The organism is Labrys sp. KB_33_2, from assembly GCF_052114505.1.
Classification (GTDB): domain Bacteria; phylum Pseudomonadota; class Alphaproteobacteria; order Rhizobiales; family Labraceae; genus Labrys.
Genome location: NZ_JBFREW010000003.1, coordinates 254,956 through 279,578 on the forward strand (window position 1 = coordinate 254,956; position 24,623 = coordinate 279,578).

General features: G+C 65.4%; 20 protein-coding genes. 10 read left to right on the top strand and 10 right to left on the bottom strand.

All coding sequences use genetic code 11. The annotated features are described in order from the left end of the window. Positions 1 to 435: 435 nt before the first annotated feature. The 3 genes from AB4037_RS06760 (at position 436) to AB4037_RS06770 (ending at position 2,539) form a co-directional block, all read left to right on the top strand. Positions 436 to 672: a hypothetical protein gene (locus AB4037_RS06760; protein WP_434958589.1), complete on the top strand. Its 237-nt coding sequence runs from the start codon at positions 436 to 438 to the stop codon at positions 670 to 672. 164 nt (positions 673 to 836) lie between these two features. After that, the gene (gene hemC / locus AB4037_RS06765) at positions 837 to 1,760 is read left to right on the top strand and encodes a hydroxymethylbilane synthase (RefSeq protein WP_434959724.1); all 924 of its coding nucleotides are present in this window, start codon (positions 837 to 839) and stop codon (positions 1,758 to 1,760) included. Between the two features lie 74 nt (positions 1,761 to 1,834). Next, positions 1,835 to 2,539: a uroporphyrinogen-III synthase gene (locus tag AB4037_RS06770; RefSeq protein WP_434958588.1), complete on the top strand. Its 705-nt coding sequence runs from the start codon at positions 1,835 to 1,837 to the stop codon at positions 2,537 to 2,539. 36 nt (positions 2,540 to 2,575) lie between these two features. On the opposite strand, the gene AB4037_RS06775 is transcribed toward AB4037_RS06770, so the two are convergent. Beyond that, the gene (locus tag AB4037_RS06775; protein ID WP_441770974.1) at positions 2,576 to 4,018 is read right to left on the bottom strand and encodes a M20 family metallopeptidase; all 1,443 of its coding nucleotides are present in this window, start codon (positions 4,016 to 4,018) and stop codon (positions 2,576 to 2,578) included. Between the two features lie 388 nt (positions 4,019 to 4,406). Here AB4037_RS06775 and AB4037_RS06780 point away from each other — a divergent pair, with 388 nt between their 5' ends. The 4 genes from AB4037_RS06780 to AB4037_RS06795 all read left to right on the top strand — a co-directional run bounded on the left by AB4037_RS06780 (position 4,407) and on the right by AB4037_RS06795 (position 8,786). Continuing rightward, the gene (locus AB4037_RS06780; RefSeq protein WP_441770975.1) at positions 4,407 to 5,810 is read left to right on the top strand and encodes a hypothetical protein; all 1,404 of its coding nucleotides are present in this window, start codon (positions 4,407 to 4,409) and stop codon (positions 5,808 to 5,810) included. A gap of 7 nt (positions 5,811 to 5,817) precedes the next feature. Beyond that, a complete protein-coding gene (locus tag AB4037_RS06785; protein ID WP_434958585.1) occupies positions 5,818 to 7,467 on the top strand; it encodes a heme biosynthesis protein HemY in 1,650 nt (549 codons plus the stop codon). Between the two features lie 118 nt (positions 7,468 to 7,585). Next, positions 7,586 to 8,215, top strand: a complete 630-nt coding sequence (locus tag AB4037_RS06790; protein ID WP_441770976.1) for a hypothetical protein — start codon at positions 7,586 to 7,588, stop codon at positions 8,213 to 8,215. Positions 8,216 to 8,339: 124 nt separating this feature from the next. Further along, the gene (locus AB4037_RS06795; RefSeq protein WP_441770977.1) at positions 8,340 to 8,786 is read left to right on the top strand and encodes a DsrE family protein; all 447 of its coding nucleotides are present in this window, start codon (positions 8,340 to 8,342) and stop codon (positions 8,784 to 8,786) included. Here AB4037_RS06795 and AB4037_RS06800 read toward each other — a convergent pair. After that, a complete protein-coding gene (locus AB4037_RS06800; RefSeq protein WP_441770978.1) occupies positions 8,771 to 9,382 on the bottom strand; it encodes a hypothetical protein in 612 nt (203 codons plus the stop codon). The two genes, AB4037_RS06795 and AB4037_RS06800, sit on opposite strands and share 16 nt — an antisense overlap. 267 nt (positions 9,383 to 9,649) lie before the next feature. Here AB4037_RS06800 and AB4037_RS06805 point away from each other — a divergent pair, with 267 nt between their 5' ends. Next, complete coding sequence (locus tag AB4037_RS06805) at positions 9,650 to 11,221, top strand: Na+/H+ antiporter (protein ID WP_434959723.1); 1,572 nt, start codon at positions 9,650 to 9,652, stop codon at positions 11,219 to 11,221. A 432-nt stretch (positions 11,222 to 11,653) separates the two neighbouring features. Here the strand turns inward: AB4037_RS06805 and AB4037_RS06810 are convergent, their stop codons facing one another. The 4 genes from AB4037_RS06810 to AB4037_RS06825 form a co-directional block, all read right to left on the bottom strand. Further along, a complete protein-coding gene (locus AB4037_RS06810) occupies positions 11,654 to 13,000 on the bottom strand; it encodes an alpha-glucosidase/alpha-galactosidase (RefSeq protein WP_434958581.1) in 1,347 nt (448 codons plus the stop codon). A 68-nt stretch (positions 13,001 to 13,068) separates the two neighbouring features. Further along, on the bottom strand, positions 13,069 to 14,466 hold the full coding sequence (locus tag AB4037_RS06815) for an ABC transporter substrate-binding protein (protein ID WP_441770979.1): 1,398 nt from the start codon (positions 14,464 to 14,466) through the stop codon (positions 13,069 to 13,071). A gap of 38 nt (positions 14,467 to 14,504) precedes the next feature. Next, positions 14,505 to 15,380, bottom strand: a complete 876-nt coding sequence (locus AB4037_RS06820; RefSeq protein ID WP_434958579.1) for a carbohydrate ABC transporter permease — start codon at positions 15,378 to 15,380, stop codon at positions 14,505 to 14,507. A gap of 5 nt (positions 15,381 to 15,385) precedes the next feature. After that, positions 15,386 to 16,318, bottom strand: a complete 933-nt coding sequence (locus AB4037_RS06825; protein WP_441770980.1) for a carbohydrate ABC transporter permease — start codon at positions 16,316 to 16,318, stop codon at positions 15,386 to 15,388. Positions 16,319 to 16,643: 325 nt separating this feature from the next. Here AB4037_RS06825 and AB4037_RS06830 point away from each other — a divergent pair, with 325 nt between their 5' ends. After that, positions 16,644 to 17,669 (top strand): LacI family DNA-binding transcriptional regulator, encoded by a 1,026-nt coding sequence (locus AB4037_RS06830; protein ID WP_441770981.1) that lies wholly within the window; start codon positions 16,644 to 16,646, stop codon positions 17,667 to 17,669. 163 nt (positions 17,670 to 17,832) lie between these two features. On the opposite strand, the gene AB4037_RS06835 is transcribed toward AB4037_RS06830, so the two are convergent. After that, positions 17,833 to 19,035: an MFS transporter gene (locus AB4037_RS06835; protein ID WP_441770982.1), complete on the bottom strand. Its 1,203-nt coding sequence runs from the start codon at positions 19,033 to 19,035 to the stop codon at positions 17,833 to 17,835. Positions 19,036 to 19,108: 73 nt separating this feature from the next. On the opposite strand from AB4037_RS06835, the gene pdxR reads away from it, so the two are divergent. After that, positions 19,109 to 20,620 (top strand): MocR-like pyridoxine biosynthesis transcription factor PdxR, encoded by a 1,512-nt coding sequence (gene pdxR / locus AB4037_RS06840; protein WP_441770983.1) that lies wholly within the window; start codon positions 19,109 to 19,111, stop codon positions 20,618 to 20,620. Here the strand turns inward: pdxR and xylB are convergent. From xylB to AB4037_RS06855, 3 genes are all read right to left on the bottom strand, one after another. Beyond that, positions 20,617 to 22,071: a xylulokinase gene (gene xylB, locus AB4037_RS06845; protein ID WP_441770984.1), complete on the bottom strand. Its 1,455-nt coding sequence runs from the start codon at positions 22,069 to 22,071 to the stop codon at positions 20,617 to 20,619. The genes pdxR and xylB overlap by 4 nt on opposite strands. Positions 22,072 to 22,345: 274 nt before the next feature. Further along, a complete protein-coding gene (gene dnaA / locus AB4037_RS06850) occupies positions 22,346 to 23,851 on the bottom strand; it encodes a chromosomal replication initiator protein DnaA (protein WP_434958573.1) in 1,506 nt (501 codons plus the stop codon). Between the two features lie 88 nt (positions 23,852 to 23,939). Next, the gene (locus AB4037_RS06855) at positions 23,940 to 24,386 is read right to left on the bottom strand and encodes a rhodanese-like domain-containing protein (RefSeq protein ID WP_434958572.1); all 447 of its coding nucleotides are present in this window, start codon (positions 24,384 to 24,386) and stop codon (positions 23,940 to 23,942) included. Between the last annotated feature and the right edge of the window lie 237 nt (positions 24,387 to 24,623).

Genomic DNA, 24,623 nt, shown 5'->3' on the forward strand with positions numbered 1-24,623 from the left:
TGTCTCGACGGATGGGTCCGATGGTTCTGGTTTCGGGCCGCGCGAGCCGTTTTTCGCTCGTGGGGCGTCGCGCAAAGGACGCTGGCCGGCGGGACCGGCCGACATCGGCGACGGATTTTTTTTGCAAGGCCAATCGGGGAGGAGTGCAGGGGCGAGTCGATTTGAGACGGACTGTGGCGATTTTGCTCTATCGAAGAAACGACAAGGGGTGTTATAAATCCGTACAAGATGCTAACTGTATGGCTCTGTTGAATTTTTTGTTTCCGGTCCGGTTAAGTGAAATAGCCGATTGGAAGCAGGGCGAGCGGCTTGGTCATGACCAGATTTCGTGTGAAGCGGCCCCGCTGAGGCAGGCCGGCTTGTCACGATGATCTCACGCCGAACGCCGACAGTGCCGCGGTGACGCGCCTGGGCCGGGGAACAAGGTAGGTCGACATGATGGATGATATCGATGACCTCGAGAGCAAGAGCGGAGCGATCGAAGCACCGGTGCTGACCAGCCTGTTGCGCCTCGCCTCCCCCCCCAGCGGCAACTTCGTGCTCGCCGAGTTCCATTTCGACGGGAACGCCGTCTTGAAGGTGCCCCTCTCTCCCGAAGCTGCCGAGGCTTTGCATACCGCCCTCGGCCTCTGGCTTGCCACGACCGGGGGCTCCTCGCCGGTGCGGCACTAGCGCAGGCATTTGTTGCAGCCTCTTCCGGATGTCGACGCGCCGAACGATGTCCAGGGCATATCGCCCACCGTCATGCGGGCTTTGTGATCTTTCTCCATAAGCTCGCCTTTGACTCCCCTAACCTCCGGCGTTAAGCAGCCGCGAGCTGTTTGGGAAAAATATCGATCGTGTCCATTCTGTTGCGCCTCGGCACGCGAGGCAGTCCGCTTGCATTGGCGCAGGCCCGGCAGACGCAGGCCCTGCTGGCCGGCCTGTTGGAGATCGCGCCCGAGCGTATCGAGATCCGGGTGATCAAGACCTCCGGCGACATGATCCGTGACCGGCCGCTCTCGGAAGTCGGCGGCAAGGGGCTGTTCACCAAGGAGATCGAGCGGGCGCTGGAAGATGGCGAGATCGATATCGGCGTGCATTCCTGCAAGGACATGCCGACCGTGCTGCCCGACGGCCTGGTGCTCGCGGGCTTTCTGGAGCGCGAGGATGTCCGCGATGCGCTGATCGCGCCCGGCATCGCCTCCTTCGCCGAGCTGCCGCAGGGCGCCGTGGTCGGCACGGCGGCGCTACGGCGCCAGGCCCAGGTCAAGCATCTCAGGCCCGATCTTCAGACCGTGCTGTTCCGAGGCAATGTCGAGACGCGCCTGCGCAAGCTCGCCGAAGGGCAGGCCGATGCCACGCTGCTGGCGGTGGCTGGCCTGAAGCGGCTCGGCCTCATCGCCCATGCCAGCGCCATCCTCTCCGAAGAGGATTTCCTGCCAGCCGTCGGCCAGGGCGCCATCTGCCTGGAAACCCGGGCTGACGATGGCGACACCATCCGCCACGTCGCCGGCATCGACCATCGCGACACCCATCTGGCCGTGAAGCTGGAGCGAGCCTTCCTCACCGTCCTGGATGGCTCCTGCCGCACCCCGATCGCCGGACATGCCGTGGTGGAGGGGGATGCCATCCGCTTTCGCGGGCTCATCCTCAAGCCTGACGGCAGCGAGGTGCACGAGGCCCAGCGCAGCGGCCGCGTCGCCGATGCGGAGGCGCTCGGGCGCTCGGCCGGCGAGGAACTGCACGCTCTGGGCGGCGAAGGATTCTTTGCCGGCTGATCATCCGGTGGCGAGCGGAATGGCCTTCCTGTCGCGCCGATCACGCGGCCGGCGGCGTATCGAGCGGAAGGACAATGATGGCGCGCATACTCGTCACCCGGCCGATTGAGGAGGCACGGCAGACGGCGAAGGTTCTCGCGCGGCTGGGCCATGAGCCGGTGATCGAGCCGATGCTGGAGATCGTGTTCGGCGGCGACGCCCTGCCGACCGGACGCTTCGATGCCCTCATCGTCACCAGCGGCAATGCCCTGGCCGCCCTTTACGAGCGGTCGGAATTCGAGGGGCTGACCGCCACGCCCCTGATCGCAGTCGGCCGTCGTACCGGGGCCGTTGCTCGCGCCATGGGTTTTGAAGACGTCGAGACCTTCGGGCGCGATGTGGCCAGCCTGATCACCCATGTCCGAGAGGCCTGGCGCGAGCCGCACCGGGCCCTCTATCTGGCTGGGGCCGACCGCACCGGCGATCTCGTCGGGGCTCTCGCGGGGATGGGACATCGCATCGAACTCGCCGTCGTCTACACCGCGCATCAGGCGGCGCGGTTCCGGCCCGAGACCCAGGCGGCGCTGACGCAGGGCGGGCTCGATGCCGTGCTGCATTACTCCGCGCGCACGGCGGAGGCCTTCATCGCCTGCGCCGGTGGTGCCGAAGCCGTGGCGCGCCTGCCGGCGCGGCATCTGTGCCTGTCGCGCAAGGTGGCCGAGGTGATATCGGCCACCGGCGCCGTCGAGGTCGCCTTTCCCGCGCGTCCGGAGGAGGATGCGCTGCTGGCGTTGATCTGAGCGCCTCCCGGAACGACGAGTTGCAGCAAGGCGCGATCAGCGGCCCTGGCTCGAATGGAGATGTTCGGGCAGGATTTCCGGCGGAATCGGACTTTCGAAGGGCCGGCCGCCGGTGCGCTGGTTGAGTTCGGCTTTCGCCCTGGCGATCAAGTCCGGCTTGCTCAGGCAGTCGGCCGCCGTGCTGGCGAGCACCTTCGCCGCCGCGACCATGCCCTTATGGGCCGCCGGCTCCAGGCCCTGCGTCACCAATTGCCAGCTATGAAAGGGTGTGCCGATCGCAAAGCAGGCGGTGTGGCATTGCACCGTCGGCGCAATCCAGCTGACGTCGCCGACATCCGTGCTGCCCATCTGCACGCTGGCCCTCCGGGCCATAGGCAGGATGCCTTCGTGCAGGCTATGGGTGGCCAAGGCTGGATCATGCGGCGCCACGCTTGCGGCAATGTCTTCGTCCGACAGGCTGGCCCGACGTAGCCGCTCGGCGAAGTTACGGTCATCGCCGTCGAAAGCCGGGGCGCCGATGCGGATCATGTTGTCGTGCATGGCTTCAAGCAGGGTTTCGTTGGGCACGAGATTGAGCCCGGCATCGGTTACCTGGAAACTGGTTTGCGTCTCCGTCATCAACGCGGCGCCCTCGGCCGCCTTCTTGACGCGTTCGAACAGGCGTTTGGTATCGGCGATATCGGGGGAGCGCACCAGATAGAGCACTTCGGCATTGGCCTGTACGACATTGGGCGCGATGCCGCCGCTATTGGTGACGGCGTAATGGATACGCGCCTCCGCCGGCATATGCTCGCGCATATAATTGACGGCGATGTTCATCAGTTCCACCGCGTCCAGCGCCGAGCGGCCGAGATGTGGGCTGGCCGCCGCGTGCGAAGCACGGCCGGCGAAGCGGAAATAGCATTGGATGAAGGCGAGGCTGGAGGCGGCCACGACTTCGTTGACGACGCTCGGATGCCAGCAGAAGGCGACGTCGACATCGTCGAATACGCCGGCCCGGGCCATGAAGCTCTTGCCCGAGCCGCTCTCCTCGGCGGGGCAGCCGTAATAGCGCACGCGGCCCTCGATACCCGCCGCGGCCAGCGCATCCTTCAAGGCCACCGCGGCCAGGGCCGCGCCCGCGCCGAGGAGGTTGTGGCCGCAGCCATGGCCGGGACCGCCGCGCTGCAGCGGTTCGGCCTTCTCGACGCCGCTGGCCTGGGACAGATCCGGCAGGGCATCATACTCACCCAGGAAGGCCAGCACCGGTCCGCCCTCGCCATATTCGGCCATGAAGGCGGTCTCGATGCCACCCGCCTTGCGCGTGATGCGGAAACCCTCTGCCATCAGGGCCGCAATATGCTCCTCGCAGGATCGCTGCTCTTCGAAAGCGAGTTCGGGCATGTGCCAGATGCGATCGCTCAAGGCGCAGAAGGATTGCGCCTTCGCATCGACATGCTCGACGATGTGCTGGAGCGTCAGACGATCATTCTGCGTCATCTCTGCGGTTCTTCCCTGTCGAGGCGGCTGCGCCGCCAATTGTCCTTCATGGCCGTGATGCCCGTCACGCCGGGAGCCGGCTCCCGCGGCAAGTTCCTGGCGGCAAGACGGAACGACTGTGACCGATATCGATCACCGACAGCGAAACCGCAAGCGGATCAATCGCTGGCATGGGATCGCTTGAATATCCTCGCGGCCAGGAGGCCTTGCCTTGGCCCGTCACCGTGCGGAACGATTGGAACAGGCGGAGGTTTTCACAATCGGATAGCACCTGTTTCCTGCCTGCCTTTACGCCGGTGGCTGTCCAGCAGGCTTCGGTTCGGGCAAATTGGCTTGTCGGGTTTTCATGCTATAGGCTGGGCCCGTTGGGGGTCTCCATGGGGGTCGCATGGCACGGGAAGACAGCACGCAAGGCAGGCCGAAAAAGCAGAAAAGCGCAGGCCTCGGTCCCGCGACGTTGGATTTGAGCGCCACCGAAGTCGCCGAATCGCCCGCAACCTCGACTGCTTCGCCGGCGCAGGCCGCCGGCGGGGAAGCATCTGCCTTCAGTCCCGAATCTGCCGCCGAGGTACAGCCCGCCACCGGCGAGGCGCCGAAGACCGAGGAAACCGGTGCTGCCGCCGCGGCGGATGCCGGGGAGGCGGCGGGCCCGTCGATCTGGGCGCGCCCGTCCGCCGATGGCGTACAGGCCAGCGGCGATACGCCGCGCACCGAGGCGCCCCCCGAACCGGAGGCTGCCTCTCCCACGCCTCGGCCTGAATCCGAATTCGCGCCTCCGCCTCCACCACCTCAACGTTCGGGCTTGTCGACCCTCGCTGCGGCGCTGGCGGGTGGTATCGCCGGCGGCGTGCTGGTGCTGCTGGCCGGCGCCCTTGGCGTCGTCCCGCTCGGCAAGAGCGGCGGCGATGACGGGCTGGCCTCCCGGCTGGCGATTGCCGAGCAGGACGCCGCTGCCGCCAAGAAGACCACGGGTGAGGCCCTCAGCCGCCTCGCCGCCCTCGAGACCGGCGCCAAGACGACACAGGAAGCGGCGAACAATGCCCTCGCCCTGGCAGGCGAAGCCCAGAAGGCGGCTGCCTCCGCCGGCACGTCCGCCTCGGTCGCGCCTCCGGCTGGACCCGACGTTTCCGGCCTGACCGAGCGCCTCGCCAAGGCAGAAGGCGAGATCGCCACCCTCGGCGACGGCCTGCGCCAGGTCGGCACCGCAGCCAACGGCCTGTCGCAGGAACTCGCGCAGGTCAAGCAGGCGGCCAGCGCGACGCCGGACAAGGCGGCCGCCTATGCCGTCGCGCTCGGACAACTCAGCGAGGCCATCCGCAGCGGCAAACCCTTCGCCACCGAATTGCAGACGGCCACCGGGCTCGGCGGCAATGCAGAAGCCCTGGCGCCGCTGACGGGCCTTGCCTCGACGGGCGTGCCGTCGATCGAGGCCCTGGCTACCAGCTATGATGCGCTGAAGCCGCAGATCGAGGCGGCGCTCACACCCAAGCCCGAACCCCTGTCGTCGGATGCGGGCGTGATGGATCGGATCACCGCCAGCCTCGGCAACATCGTCACCGTCACGCGCGACGGCGAGGGTGGGGATGGCGATCCGGTCGCCTCGGCCGAAAAGGTCTCGAAGGCCCTGCACGCGGGCGATCTGACCGCAGCCATCGCAGCCTTCAAGGCGATGCCGGAGGCGGGCCAGCAGGCCGGTGCCGCCTGGCTCACCCAGGCTGCGGGTGCCGCCGAAGCCCTCGCTTTGATCAAGGCGCAGACCGGCGCCGCCCTGCAGAAATTCTCTCATCCGTGAGGCGTCGATGATCCGGGCTCTTGTCACTGTCCTCGTTCTCGCTCTCGCGGCTTACGGGCTCTATTTGCTCGCCAGCCGGCCGGGCGATGTCTCCCTGACCGTTGGGCTGACAACCTATAAGGTGAAGCTGGTCTGGGCCGCCGTCGCCGTGCTGGTGCTCGTTGGCGTGCTGATGGCTGTTATCGGCTTCCTGCGCTGGCTGTTGCGTTCGCCCGCCAATGTCGCCGGCTATTTCCGCACCCGCCGCCGCTCCAAGGGCTTCAATGCGGTGACGCAGGGCATGATCGCCGTCGGTTCGGGCGATGTCCGCCGTGCCCAGCGCCAGGCTGTTGATGCCGAGCGCATCCTTGGTTCGGAGCCGCTGGCCCTGCTCCTGCGGGCGCAAGCCTCGCAGCTTTCGGGGGACCGCGCCGGCGCCGAGGCCGCCTTCCGCGCCATGCTTTCGGAGGCCGAGACCAAGCCCCTCGGCCTGCGCGGCCTCTTCGTCGAGGCGCGGCGACGTGGCGATGCTCACGCTGCCCGCCAACTCGCCGCCGAAGCGGTGAAGACCTCGCCGACCCTGCCCTGGGCTGGCACAGCCTTGCTCGAATTCCAGTCGATCGAGAAGGATTGGAGCGGCGCGCTCTCGACTTTGGCGCGCAACGCCAATCATCGTCTTATCGACAAGGAGACGGCCAAGCGCCATCGTGCCGTGCTGCTGACCGCCCAGGCGATCGAGCAGGCGGAGCGCGATCGCGCGGGCGCCAAGGCCAGCGTGCTCGAAGCGCTCAAGCTTGCCCCGGGCCTGGTGCCCGCGGCGGTGCTGGCGGCCAAGCTGCTCTCGGAGGGCAACGATATCCGCAAGGCTTCCAAGGTGCTGGAGACGACCTGGCGCCTGCAGCCGCATCCCGACATCGCCGAAGCCTATACCAATGTCCGGCTCGGCGATTCCGCCCGTGACCGTTATGCCCGCGTCCAGACGCTCGCCGCCCAGATGGCCGGCAATCCGGAGGCGGCGATTGCGCTGGCCCGCGCCGCTCTCTCAGCCCGCGATTTCGCGGTCGCCCGCTCGGCGCTGTCGCCGCTGCTGGCATCGGGCGCTACCGAGCGTGTCTGCCTCTTGATGGCCGATATCGAAGAGGCCGAGCACGGCGCCACCGGCAAGGTCCGCGAATGGCTGTCGCGTGCCGTGCGGGCGCCGCGCGATCCGGTCTGGACCGCCGACGGCATGGTATCCGACGTCTGGCTGCCGGTCTCACCCGTCACCGGCCGGATCGATGCGTTCGAGTGGAAGACGCCGGTCGAGCGCCTTGGCGCGCCGGTGGTGTCCTATGCCGATGACGTCCTAGCCGATGTGGACGAACCCGAGCAGCCCAAGCTGGTCGAGGCGCATGTCAGGCCGGTCGAGACGCCCCCGCCCGCGGTCGAGAAGCCCGTGGAACCGGCCGCTGCCGCGCCGCCGATACCGGTCGAGCCAGCCAAGGTCGAGCCCATCAAGGTTGAGCCAGCCAAGATCGAGGTCCTGTCGCCCGAGCCATCCAAGCCCGAGCCGTTGAAGCCGCCGCCGCGCCGCCCGCCGCCGCCCATGCCGGTGGTGCCGTCGCATCCGGTGCCTGATGATCCCGGCACAGGGGAGGACGAACCGAGCCGGGTGGTGCGCTTTCCGATCAACGGCTGATAGCGGCTGCTATCGAAGAAGATCTTGGTAATCTGGCATGGCAATGCGCGAGCGCACGGACAGCGCGCTCGCAACGGCGTAGGGTGTTCCGAGCTGCGCATCGCCTCTGGAGGGCCGCATGAGACGTCATTTCCTGATGCGTGTTGTGTTGGCGGAGGCCGTCCTCATCCTGATGGCCGGCACGGCGTCAACAGCCCTGGCGGCTGGTTCGGCACCCGACGAGGCCTTCCAGCGCCAGGTCTTCGGCCGGACCATCGACAAGGACAGGATCCATGCCTGCTATCGGCGCGCCTATGATGCGCCGCATCTGGGCAGCCATCCCCAGCAGAATGTGCGCACCATGACACTGCTGGTCACCGGATCGGCGGAAGAGGGTGCGGATCCCGGTTATACGCTCGGGCTGGGCGTGACCTTCCGCAAGGCCGGCACGCATTTCGAGACGTTCGGGGGCTGCGGTGCGATCGGCTCTTCCGCTGCGCCTGCGGCCAAGGCGACGATCGCTCATTGCAGCGTCGATTGCGACGGCGGAGCCATCGACGTGCGGCTCAAAAATGAAAAATCCGTCCTGGTCGCCATCCCCGACGGCGCGCGCATCTGGAAGGCCGGCAGCGACAGCGAGGACAGCGATGAGCGCAAGCGCTTCGGCGCGGACGACAAGCTGTTCCGGCTCGACCGCACCGCGCTGACCGACTGCCTGTCCCTGGTCGGGGACGAGGACGAGAAGGCGATGCTGCGCCGCGGCCAGTGAAGCGGATCGAAGCTACACCGTATTGTGGCCTAACTCTTTGTTTTAAAGCGCTTTCTTGATCGAAAAGCGTATCGATTTTCCGGAAAACGCTCTTTTTCTGGAAAACGCTCTTGGAGAGCCTCACATGGATCGTAGAACCGCCGTGAGGGCCATGTTGGCAAGCGGCCCGGCCATTCTCGTCGCGGGGGCGGATGCTGCCTTCGCCGCTGAGGCCAAGCCGGTACCGCGCATCGCCTATCACCTTGCCGATCTGGAGAAGGCCGGTTTCGTGCTCGGCAGTCTGCGCAATCATATCGACGGCATGGGCGGTCCCGACGGCGTGAAACTGGCCGTGGTGGTGCATGGCCCGGCCCTGCGAGCCTTCCGGGCGGATGGCGGCAACCAGGATTTCAAGGCGCGTTTCGGCCGGCTCATGCAGGACGGCGTCGCCTTCCACGCCTGCCGGCACACGCTGGAAGGCATGAAACTCAGCCTTGCCGACCTCCTGCCCGGCTTTGCGGTGGCGGAGAAGGGCGGCGTCGTCCTGCTGGCCGAACTCCAGGGCGAGGGCTGGCTCTATTTGCGGCCATAGCTCGGCGGGGAAGGGGAGCCGGCCTGCTGCGAATCGCCCTGGAGCCGCAATGGGGGCAGTTCGTAGCGGGCCAACTTGGCGATGTCGGCGGGGCGCCCGGTCTTCAGCCGCCCCAGGAAGGCCTTGGCGTCCTCGTTGCCATAAGCGCGGCGGCTGATCGCAAACAGCATGACGCCGTCGCCGCGCGGCGCATAGCGATAAGCATTCCACTCCACCGTGAACTCGCCCCAGGGGTTCTTCTGGCTGACCAGGAAGTCCAGCAGGATCTCGCCCGTCGGCGCATTGCGGATCAGGGCCATCTGCACGAGCGGATCCCCGCCTTTGCGCTGGTTGAGCGAATCGACCTGCGCCTTGGCGGCGCCGGCGACATCCGTGCCGCCGGCCAGCAGTTCCACCAGCACCATCTTGGTGTATTCGGCCACGGTCTCGTCGGCCGGCAGATATTCCTGCTTGTAATAGGACGGATTGGGCTGGGCGCTCCAGGCGAGCCGGTATTCCGTGCCGTCGAAGGCGAGCGGGCCGGGCAGGCCGATGCGGTCGACAGCCTCCTGCGCGGCCAGTCCGGCCGGCAGCGCGATCAGGGCCAACAGAATCAAGCCGGCGCGGGCGGCGTGACGGATGAGCGCTCCGAGGTGTCCGCTATTTGGAAACGATCGTTCTCCTATCGTCGCCATCCTGTCCTTTCAGGCCAGCTCGCAAGAATGGCACTACCCTAGGGGCAAGCCCCCATCCGTGACAAGAAAAGCGATGGACTGGTCCGATTGGAGCGGAACTTTCTGCCCAGCCACAGGCGGATGCAGGCCCACCTCTTGACGCTATGCGCAAACTGCCGGATGCAACCAGGAGACGATGTCGAGGTGGCGATGGAAACCTTCGAGTGGATCATTCTGCTGTTGCTGGGCGCCGCCCTGCTGTCGACCCTCGCCCGGCGCCTCGGTGCGCCCTATCCGACCTTCCTCGCCATCGGGGGAGCCTGCCTCGCCTTCGTGCCCAACAGTCCGGAATGGACGCTGGATCCGCATCTTGCGCTGACCCTGTTCGTGGCGCCGGTGCTGCTGGATGCCGCCTATGACACCTCGCTGCGGGATCTGCGCGACAATTGGGTCCCGGTCGCCAACCTGGTGATCGTCGCCGTGGGTGTCACCACCGTCGCCGTCGCCCTGATCGCGCGTTGGCTGGTGCCGGGTATGCCCTGGGCCGCGGCGATCGCGCTCGGTGCCATCGTAGCGCCGCCGGATGCGGCCGCCGCCACGGCGATCGTCCGGCAGGTCAAGCTGCCGCATCGCCTGACCAAGATCCTCGAGGGCGAGAGCCTGCTCAACGATGCCAGCGCCCTCTTGATCTACCGTCTCGCCGTGATTGCCATGGTTTCGGGTGGCATCACTCTCGGCAGCCTCGGCCCGGCCTTCTTCATCACGGTGTTCGGTTCGGTCGCGGCGGGCATCGCCTTGGGGCTGGCCTTTCCCTATGTGATCGGGCGCTTCGACGATGCGCCGACCGCCGTCATCGTGCAGTTTGCCACGACCTTCGGGGTTTGGATCCTGGCGGAGGCAGTGGGGCTATCAGGCATCCTCACCATCGTCTGCTATGCCATGACCATCGCCCGCCGGCGTGACGCACCCATGCCGGCGCGCCTGCGCGTACCCGTCTATGCGGTATGGGAGACGGTGGTGTTCATGCTGAACGCCTTCGCCTTCGTGCTGATCGGCCTGCAGCTGCGCCCGATCTGGGAGCGGCTCGACATGGGGCTGCGCTTCCAATATTGCGCCGTGGCCCTGGCGGTGCTGGTCACGGTCATCGTGGTGCGCTTCCTGTGGGTGATGACCTACAACACCGCGATCCGCTTCAAAATTTCCCGCTGGGGCTTCCATCCACCCCGGCCGATGGCACGGCCGACGGCGCGGGGCGGCATCGTCATCTCCTGGGCCGGCATGCGTGGCATCGTCACCCTCGCCGCCGCCTTCGCCCTGCCGGAGCATCTGGCCGACGGCACGCCGTTTCCCTATCGCGACCTCATCCTGTTCACCGCCTTCTGTGTGGTGTTCGGCACGCTCGTCCTGCAGGGCCTCACGCTCAAGCCGCTGATCCGCTGGATGAAGCTGCGCGACGGCGATCCCGTCGGCCAGGAGGTGAAATGGGCTCGCACCGAGGCCTATCGCGCCGCCATCGAGGCGATCAAGGACGACGAATCCAAGCATGCCCGGCTGCTGTGCAAGGAGTATGGCGCGGTGGTGGAGCTGAGCGAGACCAGTCCGTTGCAGGGCGAGATCGGTGATCTGCCCGGCAATCCGCTCAGGCGGCGGGCGATCGCCGCCGCCCGGCTCAAGGCGGGCGAACTGCGCCGCGAGGGGGCGATCGGCGACGATGCCTATTATGTGCTGGAGGAGGAGTTCGACTGGGCCGATCTCAGCGCCGGCGCGGCGCGGAGCGCATGATGGAGTCTAGCAGCTTCAATGGCATTGCTGAAGATTGCCTCACGGTCGCGTAGCCCGCCCCCTCGCTCTTGCAGAGCGAGTGCGGACCTACACATCTCATGCTCTCCAGATAAAGCGCGGGAATCCTTCCCCGACTTCGGGGAAGGTGTCGCTGTGCAGCAGCGACGGATGGGGGAGGGTGGCGCTGCCGCGCCGATGGTGGTTGGATTTGTGTCACTCTCCCCCACCCGACCTCGCTTCGCTCGCCCACCCTCCCCGAAACCGGGGAGGGATTAGCGCGCTCCAGTCGGCTTGGCAGCGACGTGCATATGCCCCAGCGTCGTTGCTGGGAGAGGTTCGCACTCGCGCTGCAGGTGCGAGGGGCGGCGCAGTGCTTTCCGAGACGGCCATTCGAGGATGCCACATCCGCCCCCTGTGGCCGCTCCCACCTGCTCACGCCACCCGCAACTGCGAGGCAGTGTGGGCGGTCGTCTCGCGCAGATTTTGCGGGATCCAGTCGCCATGGGCTGCCATGAGTTCGTCGACCAGAGCCCAGATTTCGTCGAGGTTGAGCTCGGCGGCGGTGTGCGGGTCGAGCATTGCGGCATGGTAGACATGGTCGCGATTGCCGGTCAGCAGGGCCTCGACCGTGAGGTTCTGGACGTTGATGTTGGTCTGCATCAGCGCGGCGAGCTGGGGTGGCAGCTTGCCGATGCGAACGGGCTGCAACCCGTTCCTGTCGACCAGGCAGGGTACTTCCACCGCGCAATCGGCCGGCAGATTGGTGATCAGGCCGCGATTTTCGACATTGCCATAGACCACGGCGGGCCTGCCCGTCTCCATGGCATGGATGATGGTCGAGCCATATTCGACGCTGCGATCGACCTCGAGCGGGACGGAGGCGTCCTGCAATTGCCTGGAGAGCTCGCTCCATTTCTGGATCTGGTTCTCCGAGCGGGTGATGTATTCGTCGAGCGGGATGTTGTAGCGCTCGACCAGCTTCTCCTGCCCCGTCTTGATGTACCAGGGCACATATTCGCAAAAATGCTCGCTGGATTCGGTGACGAAATAGCCGAGCCGCAGGAACATGTCGTAGCGCACCCGGTTCCATTCGGGCACGCGCCCTTCCTCGACCACCTTGCGGATCAGCGGATAGAGATCCTCGCCATTGCGCTCGAACTTCAGATAGAACGCCATGTGGTTGATGCCGGCGCAGGTGTAGTTGATCTCCTCGAGTGGCACGCCGATATCCTCGGCGATCTCGGCTGCCGTGCCCTGCACGCTGTGGCAGAGCCCGACGCTGCGGATCTTGCTCGACCGGTTCAGGGCCATGACGTTCATCGCCATCGGATTGGCATATTGCAGATGGAAGACGTTCGGGCACAGCCTTTCCATGTCGCGGGCATAGTCGAGCAGCACCGGAATGGTGCGCAGGGCCCGCATGATGCCGCCGATGCCGAGCGTGTCGGCGATGGTCTGGCGCAGGCCGTATTTCTTGGGCACCGCGAAGTCGGTCACCGTGCCGGGCTTGTAGCCGGCAACCTGGATCATGGTGATGGCATAGTCGGCCCCGTCGAGGGCCCGCGAGCGGTCGGTGGTGGCCTCGATGCGGGCGGGGACCTTGAGGGTCTCGACGATGCGCCGGCCGACGCGCTCGGAGACGGCCAGGCGTTCGGCATCGATGTCATAGAGGCAGATATGCGCCCCGGCGAGTTCCGGGAATGAGAGGATGTCACCCATCAGGTTCTTGGCGAAAACGGTGCTGCCGGCACCGATGAAGGTGATCTTGGGGGAGGGCATCAGGAGCTCCTGATCGAGAAGAAAAGGTCTGCGACGGTGACCGCCGCCGACAAGGGGGAGGAGGGTGGTCAGAACAGGGCGTTCACGGCATCATTGGCTTCCTTGAGGACCTTCGCCGCATCGACTTCGTTGAGGAAGATCTGCTCGAAGGCGGCCTTCATGAGCGAATTGATTTCGGAGGAATGGTCGGTGATCGGAAAATAGAAGGTCTGGTCGGGAGTGGCTTCCTTGAGGAAGGCGGAGACGTCCCAGCCCTTGGCGGTGGAAGCCTGCTGGGACAGCTTGGCCGCTTCCTCGATCGCCGGGAAAACCACGCCGGAGGCGCCGACGATGCGGGCGCAGCCGGGCGAGGCCAGGAACTTCACCCATTGCCAGCTTTCCTCGGGATGCTTGGTGCCGGTCCAGATGCCGTCGGCCAGGCCGTTGAACATGGTCTTGCGGCCCATGGGCCCCTTGGGCAGCAGGGCATAGCCGAGCTTGAACTTGGCGTTGCTGCCGAAGAAGCTGATCATCCAGGAGCCCTGCGGCGTGAGCGCGGCCTTGCCGGCGACGAACAGGGCCGAGGCATTGTTGCCGACATCCTTTTGCGGGATGGCGAAGCCCTTCTTCAGGCCGAGATCGCGCTGCCAGCTGATGGAGGCAGCCAGTTCCGGCGCATCGTAATGGTAGGACGTGGCCCATAGGCCGTCGACGAATTTGAAGCCGTTGGAAGCGGCGAAATGCGCCCAGGCCGACTGGCCATAGCCGTCGATCTCGGGAAAGACGATGCCATATTGCTTGACGGATTTCGGGTCGAACTTGGCCGAGAGGCCGTCATTGCCGCCGGCATCGACGGAGAGCCGGGCCAGGATCTTTTCGAAGCTGCCGCCGTCCTTCGGATTCCAGGTAGCCTCGTTAAGCTCCTCGACGCTGACACCGGCCTTGTCGAGCATATCCTTGTTGTAGACGACGGCGACCGTGTCCCAGTCCTTGGGCAGGCCATAGATGTGGCCCTCCTTCGACCACAGGTCGAGCAGGCCCTTGTAGTAGATGTCGGTCGGGACCTTGTCGCGCTTGATGAAGTCGGTGATCTCCATCACCTGGCTGTTGGCGACGAATTCGGGATAGCGGCTGAGATGGTTGGTGAAGACATCCGGCGCCGTGCCGGAGACGAAGCCGGTTGAGAGCGTCGTCCAATAGTCGTTCCAGGCGAGCTGGGTGAGCTTCACCTTGATATCGGGGTGCTCTTTCTGGAAGGCGTCCGCGCAGGCCTGGTAGGGCGCAAGCTGGTTGTTGTCCCACAGCCAATAGCTGATCTCGGTTGCGGCCCGGGCCGGGACGGCACTTCCCGCCAGCAGAAGCGCGCCGAGGCCGAGTTGCAGGCGGCGAGACCCGCGCCTGGGAGTCTTCGGACGGTCGCCGGGCCGGCTGTGCGCATGGCACCAAGAACGCAGTCGTGACGCGAGAGCTTTCGAGATGGTCTTCAAGGCTTCCTCCCGGATGTGTTTGGCTTGATTGTTTCAGGTTATTTCAGGCCGCTGAATTGCAGGGACTCGACCACCCGTCGGCCGAGAATGACGAGCAGCGCGATGACCGGCAGGATCGACAGGAAAGTCGCGGCCATCAGGCCGGTCCAGTCCGGATTGCCGTTCGGCTGCTGCTGCAGGAAATTGGTGAGGGCGACCGACAGCACGCGCGAGCTTTCATCGCGCCCGATCAGATAGGGCCAGAGAAACTCGTTCCAGCTGTTGATGGCGAGCAGGATGGCGAGCGTGGCGATGGCGCCGCGATGAACAGGCAGCACCACGCTCCAGAAGATGCGAAGCGGCGAGGCGCCGTCGAGACGGGCGGCGTCCTCCAGTTCCGATGGCGTCGACAGGAAGAACTGGCGCAGGAAGAACACGGCGAAGGGTGTCATCAAGACGAAGGGCGCCACCATCCCGGTCATGGTGTTCAGCCAGCCGAGTTCCTTGATCAGCACGAAATTCGGGATGAACAGTACGATCGCCGGCACCATGGTGGCGGAGATGAAGAGGTAGAAGATCACGTCCCGCCCGAAGAAGCGCAGCCTGGCGAAGGCATAGGCCGCCAGCGAGGAAAACAAGATCTGGCCGGCGACGCAGATCGCCGTGAAGACGAGGCTGTTCACAAGGGCAGGCCCGAAACTGATCCGGGCGACGAAGCCTCCCTGTTCCGGGCTGAGGCCGAAGATGCGGGTGAAGTTGGTGGTCGTGACGCTGTCGGGCAGCAGCGAACCGGCGCTGTCATAGAGGTTCGGCAACGGCGTGAAGGCCGTCTTGAGGGCGATCCAGAGCGGGAAGAGCGAGCCGATGACGAAGAGCCAGAGCACCAGCCAGGCAAAGGCGCGTCCGAGGTTCCGGCGTGGGGCGACGATGGCCATGGCGCCTACTCCAGATCCGAACTGCCGGCGCGCATCACCCGCATCTGGATGAGGGTGACGCCGATGAGCACCAGGAAGAGCAGCACGGACATGGCCGAGGCATAGCCCATCTTGGAGAAGCGGAAGGCGCTCTCATAGATGTACCAGATGATGGTGCTGGTCGAATTGACCGGCCCGCCCCTCGTGGCCACGGCGATGGTGTCGAAAACCTGGAACGAGCCGATCACGCTGGTGACCACGATGAAGACCAGGACAGGGCGCAGCAGCGGCAGGGTGATATGCCGGAACATGTGCCATTCGCTGGCGCCGTCGATCCTGGCTGCCTCGTAGAGCGAGCGCGGAATGGCCTGCAGCCCGGCATAGAACAGGATCGCGGTCATGCCGGTGTGGCGCCAGACATTGATCGCCGCCACCGAGACCAGCGACAGCTCGGGCGTGGTCAGGAAAGGCTGCCGGGGTATGCCGATCAGGCCGAGAAAGGCGTTGGTGATGCCGAGGATCGGATCGAGCAGCCACAGGAAGATCAGGGCGGCGACCACGTTGGAGAGGAGATAGGGCGCCACCACCACAGCCCGCAACGCCACGGATTTCGACAGCCTGTCCATCAGCACGGCCAGAGCCAGGCCGAGCACGGTCTGAACCGGAATGTTGTAGAGGACATAGAGGCAGGTGATCTTGATCGACTGCCAGAAGCGGGGATCGCCCATCAGCCGGACATAATTGTCGAGCCCGACGAATTTCGGGGCCCGCATCAGGTTCCAGTCGGTCAGGCTGATCTCGATCGCCCGCAGCGTCGGCAGCAGGTAGAACACCGTGAAGCCGATGAGGGCGGGAGCGATGAAGAGCCAGCCCGTCAGATTCTCGCGCCAGCGCTGGCTTTTTGCGCTCCAGGCGGGACGTCTCCTGGCCAGTGATCCAGACTCGCCGATCGATACCAAAGGTGTTGCCTCCCCAGGCCGGTCGATTGTTTGGTTTGTTAAGTGACACGTGTTATTTGTTTACTAACACGTGTTAGTATGATTAATGCAGAGGATCGAAATCGTGTCAAGACAGGTCTGAGGCGGCTTGACAGTCCGTCACCGGCTCGGCGATGCAGGGTTCGCTGCTCGGGCATGAGCGGCCGGCTGTTGCTCGTTCCAGGGCCAGAGCGAGGTGCGTTCATGATTGAACGCTTCTTTGCTCTCGTTCTTTGGTTCGATGCGTTTTGTGATTTGAAGGGATTGAACGAAATCGCAAGATGCTCTGGGAGGATGGATGGAGCGGATGAAGGTGACGAGCCATGACGTCGCGGAACGCGCAGGCGTGTCCCGTGCCACCGTTTCCATGGTTCTGAACGGCTCCACTGCCGTTTCGATCAGCACCCAGACGCGCGAACGCGTCCTGCAAGCCGCCGCGGAACTGGGCTATCGGCCGAATTCGGCCGCCCGCATGCTGGTGCGCGGCGATACCGAGACCATCGGCCTGGTCGCTACCGATCCGGCGCTCCTCAATGTCGACGGCTTCGTGCCCCAACTCCTCTATGGCATTACCCGCGTCAATCGCGATCACGGCTACGGCGTGTTGCTGGAGGTCGTCGAAAAAGGTGGCGCGCCCAATGTCTACACCGATCTGGTGCGCAGCCGCCGCATCGACGGCATGATCGTGCTCAACCCCGCCAGCAACGATCAGGCCCTGCACGGCCTGATCGAGGATGGCTATCCCCTGGTGCTGCTCGGCTCCGTCGGCCACCCGCGCGAGCATGCGGTGAACTTCTCCAACCGCCGGGCGATCCAGAGCGCCGTTGATCATCTCGTCGGGCTCGGGCACCGGCGCATTGGCCATATCGGCTTCTCGGCGATGGGCAACATCGCCACGGACCGGCGCCTGGCTGCCTATCAGGACAGCCTCGTCAGCCATGGCATTCAGCCTGATCCGGATCTGGTCGGCTTTGCTCATCACAGCGCCGAAAGCGGCTTCACCGCCATGCAGGCACTCCTGGCACGAGCCCATCGACGGCCCACTGCCGTACTCGCCGGCAACGATACGATCGCGCTCGGCATAATGGCCGCGATCGAAGCGGCCGGCCTGCGGGTGCCCGAAGACATTGCCGTCATCGGTTTCGACGACCTGCCGATCGCGGCCTATACCAGGCCTGCCCTCACCACCATCCGCAACCCGGCGATCGAGCAGGGGGAGGCGGCGGCGCGCATGCTGATCCGGTTGCTCAAGCGCGAAGTGGTCGAGCCCTCGCGCATCGTCTTCGGCACGGAGCTCGTCATCCGGGCCTCGAGCGGAGGCATGGTTGGCTAGGCAGCCGCGCCTGTACCTGAAGGTGCTGGAAAGAAAGAGCCCGCTTCGGGTGAAGCGGGCGTAGTTGCGGAAATCACGCTTCCGAGGCGTTCTGCCACCGGGGAAGCGGCGAGAAGAGGGGGCCGTCGTGCAAGGTGGCCTTGTCCAGATGGCGATAAGGCTGTCAGGACCCGGAAGTCCGGCCTGCGCCGGGGACGACGAGGGCTGCAGAACGCCTGCGGGCGAAGCCGATATTGACCGCGATCAGCAGTTCGGCGAGCGCAGCGACCAGCAGGATGACCAGAAAGGTGCTCTTGCCGAAATTGACCAGCACCCAGCCACCGATGACGGGAAAGCCGAAGACGCCGATGAAATAGCTGAGGACGAACCAGGTAAGCGCCGCGTGGCGCAGGCCTTGCGGCGTATCGTTGACTGCCCAGGTCTGGATGACCGAATAGACCAGACCATAGCCGATACCCGTCAGGATTGCGGCGAGGATCTGAAATGCGGGATGGAGGGCGACGCACCACATCGCCACGACCCCCAGTGCCATGGCGGCAAGCAGGCCGGTTGCAAGCGCGGCCTGCGGCAGCTTCGCCAAGGTGCGGGCGAGCAGCAGCCGTGCGGCGACGACCGTGAGGGCGTAAACGGCGAAGAAGGTGGCCGCGCTCGCCGTGGTGCCCTCAACCAGCGTGGACTGGAAGGTCAAGATGCCGGAGAAGACGCAAGCGCCGAGCGCCACCATGATGATCGGACGTATCGAAGAGCTCCGGCCGATGACGACGATGTCGGTGAGCCAAGGGCGCAGGGCCTGGATGCGTGGCCCGCCGGGAGCGAGGCTGCCGAAAATCCAAAGCAGCGCCGATGCCGCCAGGCAGGCCAGGCCGACCAGCAGGAACGCCGTCTCGATGGAAAGGCCGGCCTGATGGACGGCGAGATTGAGAAGGAAGGGCCCGCCGCCGATGCCTACCATCTGGAAGGCGCCGAAGCGCGTGAACCAGAAGGCTCGGTCGGCGTCGGTGATGCGCTCTGAGAGGGCCATGGGCGCCGAGATGTAGAACATGCCCCAGCCCAGCCCGATGAGAAATCCCGAAGCCATGCCAAGTTTGAAACCGGCATTCGTTGTAGAGGCCAGCAGCAGAAAGCCGGAAGCGACGGCACAACAGGCGATCACGCCCATGCGGGCGGCGTCGAAGCGGCCGGACAGCCAGCCGACAAGCGGAACGCCAACAAAGGTGCCGACCATGGCTGCCCCTAGGGTCAGGCCGGTTTCGATGTCGCCGCCGCCCTGTGCCCGGTAATAAGAGGCAAGCAGGAAGGTAGCACCGTAGCCGGCGGCGGCCAGCATGGTACCGGCAAAGAGAAAAGGAGCGGAGGATTGGCGCATCTGCATCACCGTTGAAAGTGGATCGATAAAACGGCAAACTGAAGCTCCAATCCAGGGCCACTTCGAGGTGCGGATGCGAGCCACTTCAGCGCGTAACAGCCAAGCTCGATCGCTGCGCCGGGAGAGCGCGGCGGCAGGTTTTCTTCCCGCGATCGAGACGCCGTCGCCGGTGCCGGCCGTGCGCCAGCTCTATCTGCAATTGCGCAACGGCATCATTGCGGGCCGGCTTCAGCCGGGACACCGTCTGCCATCGACACGCACGGCGTCACGCGAGTGGTCACTCTCGCGCGGCCTGATTGCCGAATCCTACGACATGCTGATTGCGGAGGGATATGCCGTCGGGCTGCACGGATCCGGGACCTATGTCGCGAGCGGCTTGCCGCCCATCCCGACCGGTGCGAGCGACGGACGCAAGGCGGCCCAGGGAAACGACAGCCGAGCCATTTCGACGGCGGCGCGATTGGCCATGCGCATCGGGACGGCCCTCCCCCTGCAGGCACCCTTCACGACCGGCCGCGTGATTCATGACATCAAGACAGCCAGCTTGTTGAAACGGCTCACGCTTCGTCATCTCGACTACACGCATGACGGTTATCGCGACCCGCAAGGCGAGCAAACGCTGCGGGAAGCGATCGCCGCCCATCTCATCGCCTCACGCGGCGTGCGATGCGAACCGGGACAGATCTTCATTACCTCGGGTACGCAGCAGGCCCTCGATCTGGCCGCTCGCCTGCTGGCCTCGCCGGGGGAGACGGTGTTGGTCGAAGATCCCTGCTACCCGCCCGCGCGGCAGGCCTTTGCCTTCAATGGCGCCCGGTTGGCCGGCATTCCCGTTGATCGGGACGGTTTGATCACCCAGGCGCTCGGGAGCTATGACGGTCCCGCGCCGGCGGCTGTTTATGTGACGCCCTCGCATCAATATCCTTCCGGCTCGGCCCTGCCGCTGGCGCGCAGGCTGCAGCTGCTGTCCTTTGCGCAGGAGCGGGGGTGCTGGATCATCGAGGACGATTACGACAGCGAGTTCCGCTATGACGGCAGGCCGATCACTTCGCTCCAGGGCCTCGATGCGACCGATCGCGTCATCTATCTGGGAACCTTCAGCAAAGCGCTGCTGCCCGGGATCCGCGTGGGCTATCTCATCGTTCCCGGTGATCTCGTCGCGGCCTTCAGGGCAGCGCGGCCTATCATCGATCGCTTCCCGGCGCCGCTTCATCAGCGTGTCGTGGCCGATTTCCTGAACGAAGGCTATTTCCCGGCCCATTTGCGGCGCTTGCGGGAGCGCTATCGCGCCTCGCGCGACTTTCTTGCCCGTTTGCTGAACGAGCGGCTGTCGGAGCATTTGATCGCGCCCGTGCCCGAGCAGGGCATTCACTTCACCGTGCGCAGCACGGGAACCTGGTCTGATGACCGCACCGTGGCGCAGGCCGCGCTCGAGGAAGGCGTCGTCGTTCTACCGGTGTCGCCGATGTGCATCTCGGCCACGACCGAACCCAAGCTGTTGCTGGGGTTCTCGGGCCTGACGGACGAGGAGACCGATATCGGCACCAGGAGGCTATCGCGCGTATTTGCCCGATTTGCGCTCTAGCGTGCCGCCTTGGTTGCCTGATAGAGACGGCGGAAGGCCGCGACCTTTTCGGCATAGACCTGCGTCAGCTCGGCGCGCGGCTCGGCGATGTCCAGGACCGGCGGCTTGGTGGCGATTGCGGTGATCGGCTCGCCGCTGGCGGCAGCGCGCGCCAGGCGGGCGGCGCCGAAGGCCGGTCCCTTTTCGCCGCCGCGATAGCGCTTCAGCCTGAGGCCGAGCACGTCGGCGAGAATCTGCACCCACAAGGCGCTGCGGGCGCCGCCACCGATCACGGCCGCCTCGCTCAACTCGGTGCCGGCTTCGGCCAGGCAGGCCGCCGCATCGGCGAAGGAATAGGCGACGCCCTCCAGCACGGCGCGAATGAGGTCGGCCTTGCCGGTCGCGCCGGTCATGCCCGTGAACAGGCCGGTCGCCTCGGCGTCGTTATGCGGGGTGCGCTCGCCCGCCAGATAGGGCAGGAACAACACGCTGCCCGGACCGGAAGGCTGGGCGGCGACATCGGCCAGCAGCTTCTCGATCGGTTCGCCCACCAGCCCCGCGGCCCAGGCGAGACAGGAGGCGCCGTTGAGCAAAGCGGCCATCTGCACCCAATGGCCCGGCACGGCATGGCAGAACGTATGCAGGAACTTGTCCGGCAGCGGTCGATAGTCGGTGCCTGGCACGAAGAACTGGCCGGAAGTGCCGATGGAGAGGAAAGCGCCATCGGCAATGGTGCCGATGCCGATGGCTCCCGCCATGGCATCGCCCGCGCCGCCGGCCACTGGAATGCTGGGCTTGAAGCCGAGACGGGCGGCGAGCGCCGGGCGTAGTTGCCCGGAGATTTCGGTGCCTTCGATCAGGCGCGGCACCTGGCTGCGTTCGACGCCGGTCGCCGCCAGGGCCGCATCGGACCAATCACGCCTGGCCTGATCGAGCCACCAGCTTCCCGCGGCGTCCGACATTTCGCTGACATGCTCGCCGGTCAGCCACAGGCGCACGAAGTCCTTGGGCAACAGCACCCGCTTCAGGCGGGCGCGCAGCGCCGGCTGATGGCGGGCGAGCCACAGCAATTTGGGGGCGGTAAAGCCGGGAGCGGCCGGCACGCCGAGCTGCCAGGCGAGTTCGGGATGCTCACGGTTGAGCTCGGCTGCCTCGGCTGCGGCGCGACCATCGTTCCACAGCATCACCGGGCCGAGCGGCCTGTCCTCGGCATCGAGGCAGACCGAGCCGTGCATCTGGCCCGATAGCCCGATGCCTGCCACGCCGGCCAGCAAGGCTGGCTGCTCGGCCCGCCAGCGCGCCAAGACGGCTTCGATCGCCGCGATCCAGTCATCGGCATTCTGCTCGCTGAGTCCCGGCCCGGGCCGGGACAGCGAGAGAGGCTGCTCGCTCTCGGCCAGCACGGTCTCGCGTTCGTCGACGATGACGGCCTTGACGGCCGAAGTTCCGATATCGAGACCGAGATAGAGCATGGCGACAATCTCATGCGGGAAGGGTCATCCTTAGGACCACAAGCCGCTTGATTTGTCATTATCCCAAAGCGCTGGCCGGGCCGGGATATGGCCTAGTGGTAATGCAACTCACTGAAGTGTCTTCGAGTTTGCACAACCCTTGTCATTGCCGGGCCTGACCCGGCAATCCAGCCCCTTCGCGTCGGTTCCAGATAGCCGGATCAAGCCCGGCTATGACAAATCGGAGCGTTTCCACCCTGAGTGAACCGCATTGGGCCTAGCGGCCGTGCCGGGGTTATTCCGACAGCAGCCGGCGCAGCAGGTCCACTTCCTCCGCCAGGCCGGTGTCCTTGCCGACCAGGCCCTCGATTTTGCGCACGGCATGCAGCACCGTGGTGTGGTCGCGCCCACCGAAGCGGCGGCCGATTTCGGGCAGGGAACGCGGCGTCAGCGACTTGGCGAGATACATCGCGACCTGGCGCGGCTTCACCACCGTGGCGGTGCGGCGCAGCGACAGGATGTCGGCGCGGCTGACATTGTAATGCTTGGCGACGATGCGCTGGATGTCCTCGATCTTGACGCGACGCGGCTCCCGGTTCTTGACGAGGTCGCGGATGGCGGCCTCGGCCGTCTCCAGCGACATGCCCGAGCCGGACAGGGCCGAATGGGCGAGCAGGCGGTTGACGGCGCCGTCGAGGTCGCGACCATTGGTCGTGACCTGATGGGCGACATAGGCCACGACATTGTCGGGCACGTCGAAATTGGCGTGATGGGCGCGGGCCGCCTCGATGCGAGCCTTGAGGATCTTGATGCGCAGTTCCTCGTCGAGCGAGCCGATCTCCACGACCAGGCCGCCCGACAGGCGCGAGCGCACGCGCTCGTCCAGGGTCTCCAGATCGGCCGGCGGCCGGTCCGCCGCCACCACGACCTGCTTGCCACCGTCGATCAGGGCGTTGAGCGTATGGCAGAACTCCTGCTGGATCGACTTGCCGGCCAGGAATTGCAGGTCGTCGATGACGAGCAGGTCGATGGCGCGCAACTTTTCCTTGAACTGGATCGCCGTCTGCGCCTTCAGGGCGGCGACGAAGCCATACATGAAGCGCTCGGCGGTCAGATAGAGGGCACGCTTGCCCAGGGCCTCGGACTGATGCGCGATGGCCTGAATCAGATGCGATTTACCCAGGCCTACCGAGGCATGGATGAACAGCGGATTATAGGGCAGCGGATCATGGGCGCCGGCCTTGGCGACCTGCAGGGCGGCGGCATGGGCAAGCGAATTCGAACGGCCGATGAAATAGGCTTCGAACGACATGCGGCGGTCGAGGGGAGAGCCGGAAAGATCGTCTTCGCGCACCGGCGTTTCCACGGCCCGCAGGAAGGGGACGGCCGACTTGGCGGCCGTTGCTTCGCCGGTGGGCTTGGCGCAGGGCGCGGCGTCGCGTGTTGCCGGCGGGCGGGCCACCGCCGTGCGGACATTGAGGGCGATATGGGCGGTGCCGGGCAGTTCGGCCGATAGCAGGCCGAGGATCTTGTCGATGTAATGAGCCTGAATCCAGCTGCGCAGGAAGCGCGTCGGCACGGACAGACTCACGGTGTCATCGACGACGGCGTCGAGTTCCAGGCGGGCGAACCAGCTTGAAAACACGTCCTCGCCATATTCGGCGCGCAGGCGGCGCTTGACGCGATCCCAGGCGGCTGCCGGCTGGATGACGGTGTCGACAGCAGAGGAGACAGCATCCAGGCCGGAAAGGGTTTTCGCGGATTGGCTGGCAACAGCTGACAGGCGTTCGCTCGAGGTCATGGGGCTATCGTCTGACAAAATGAGTTCAAAAACAGCTCCGGCCTTCTCCGGTCCAGGACCGGCGGCAGCAGAGCGCGAATTGGCTTTTTTAGGACTGGATCCAGGGCAAACCGGAGGCTTTCCAGCCCTCGACAATACCACGATGCCGCGAGGCATCCATCGGGCCTTCAAAGCCCGCCGCGATATTGCGGGCACCCTTCCAGCCTGCGGCTAACATGGCTTGGGCGGCCGCGAGCGAACGGGCGCCCGAACGGCAGAGGAACAGGACGGGCTGGTCCTGGCCGACGCCGCGGCGCTCGAGTTCGCGCTCGAGCTGGGAAACGAAATCGGAAGCGACTTCCATGCTGGGGTAGCGCTGCCATTCGGCCAGGACGGGTTCCTTGCCGAACACGGAGAGGTCGGGAACGCCAACGAACGACCATTCGGCCCGGGTACGGACATCCACAAGCTGTGCCTTAGGCTGCTGGCCGAGAAGCTCATAGGCTTCTTGCGCAGAAACGTCTCCCGCATAGTCATTCAACCACCCCGACGACATGACACCCCAATTCCGTCTTCTTCAGACTTCGTTCGTAATTGTACAAAGCATGCCGTGTAACGCCGGCACGGGACACTCCACCAGAAGGTCCATCTCATTATTGGCCTCGAAAGCAGCAATCGAATGCTAGTGGCATTACCTTACTGTTTTCAAAACTATACGTAGTCATCAAAGCATACCCCACCGATGCCCCGGAATGGACGGACGTCCGCTCGCAATATCGGGAAGGAACCTACA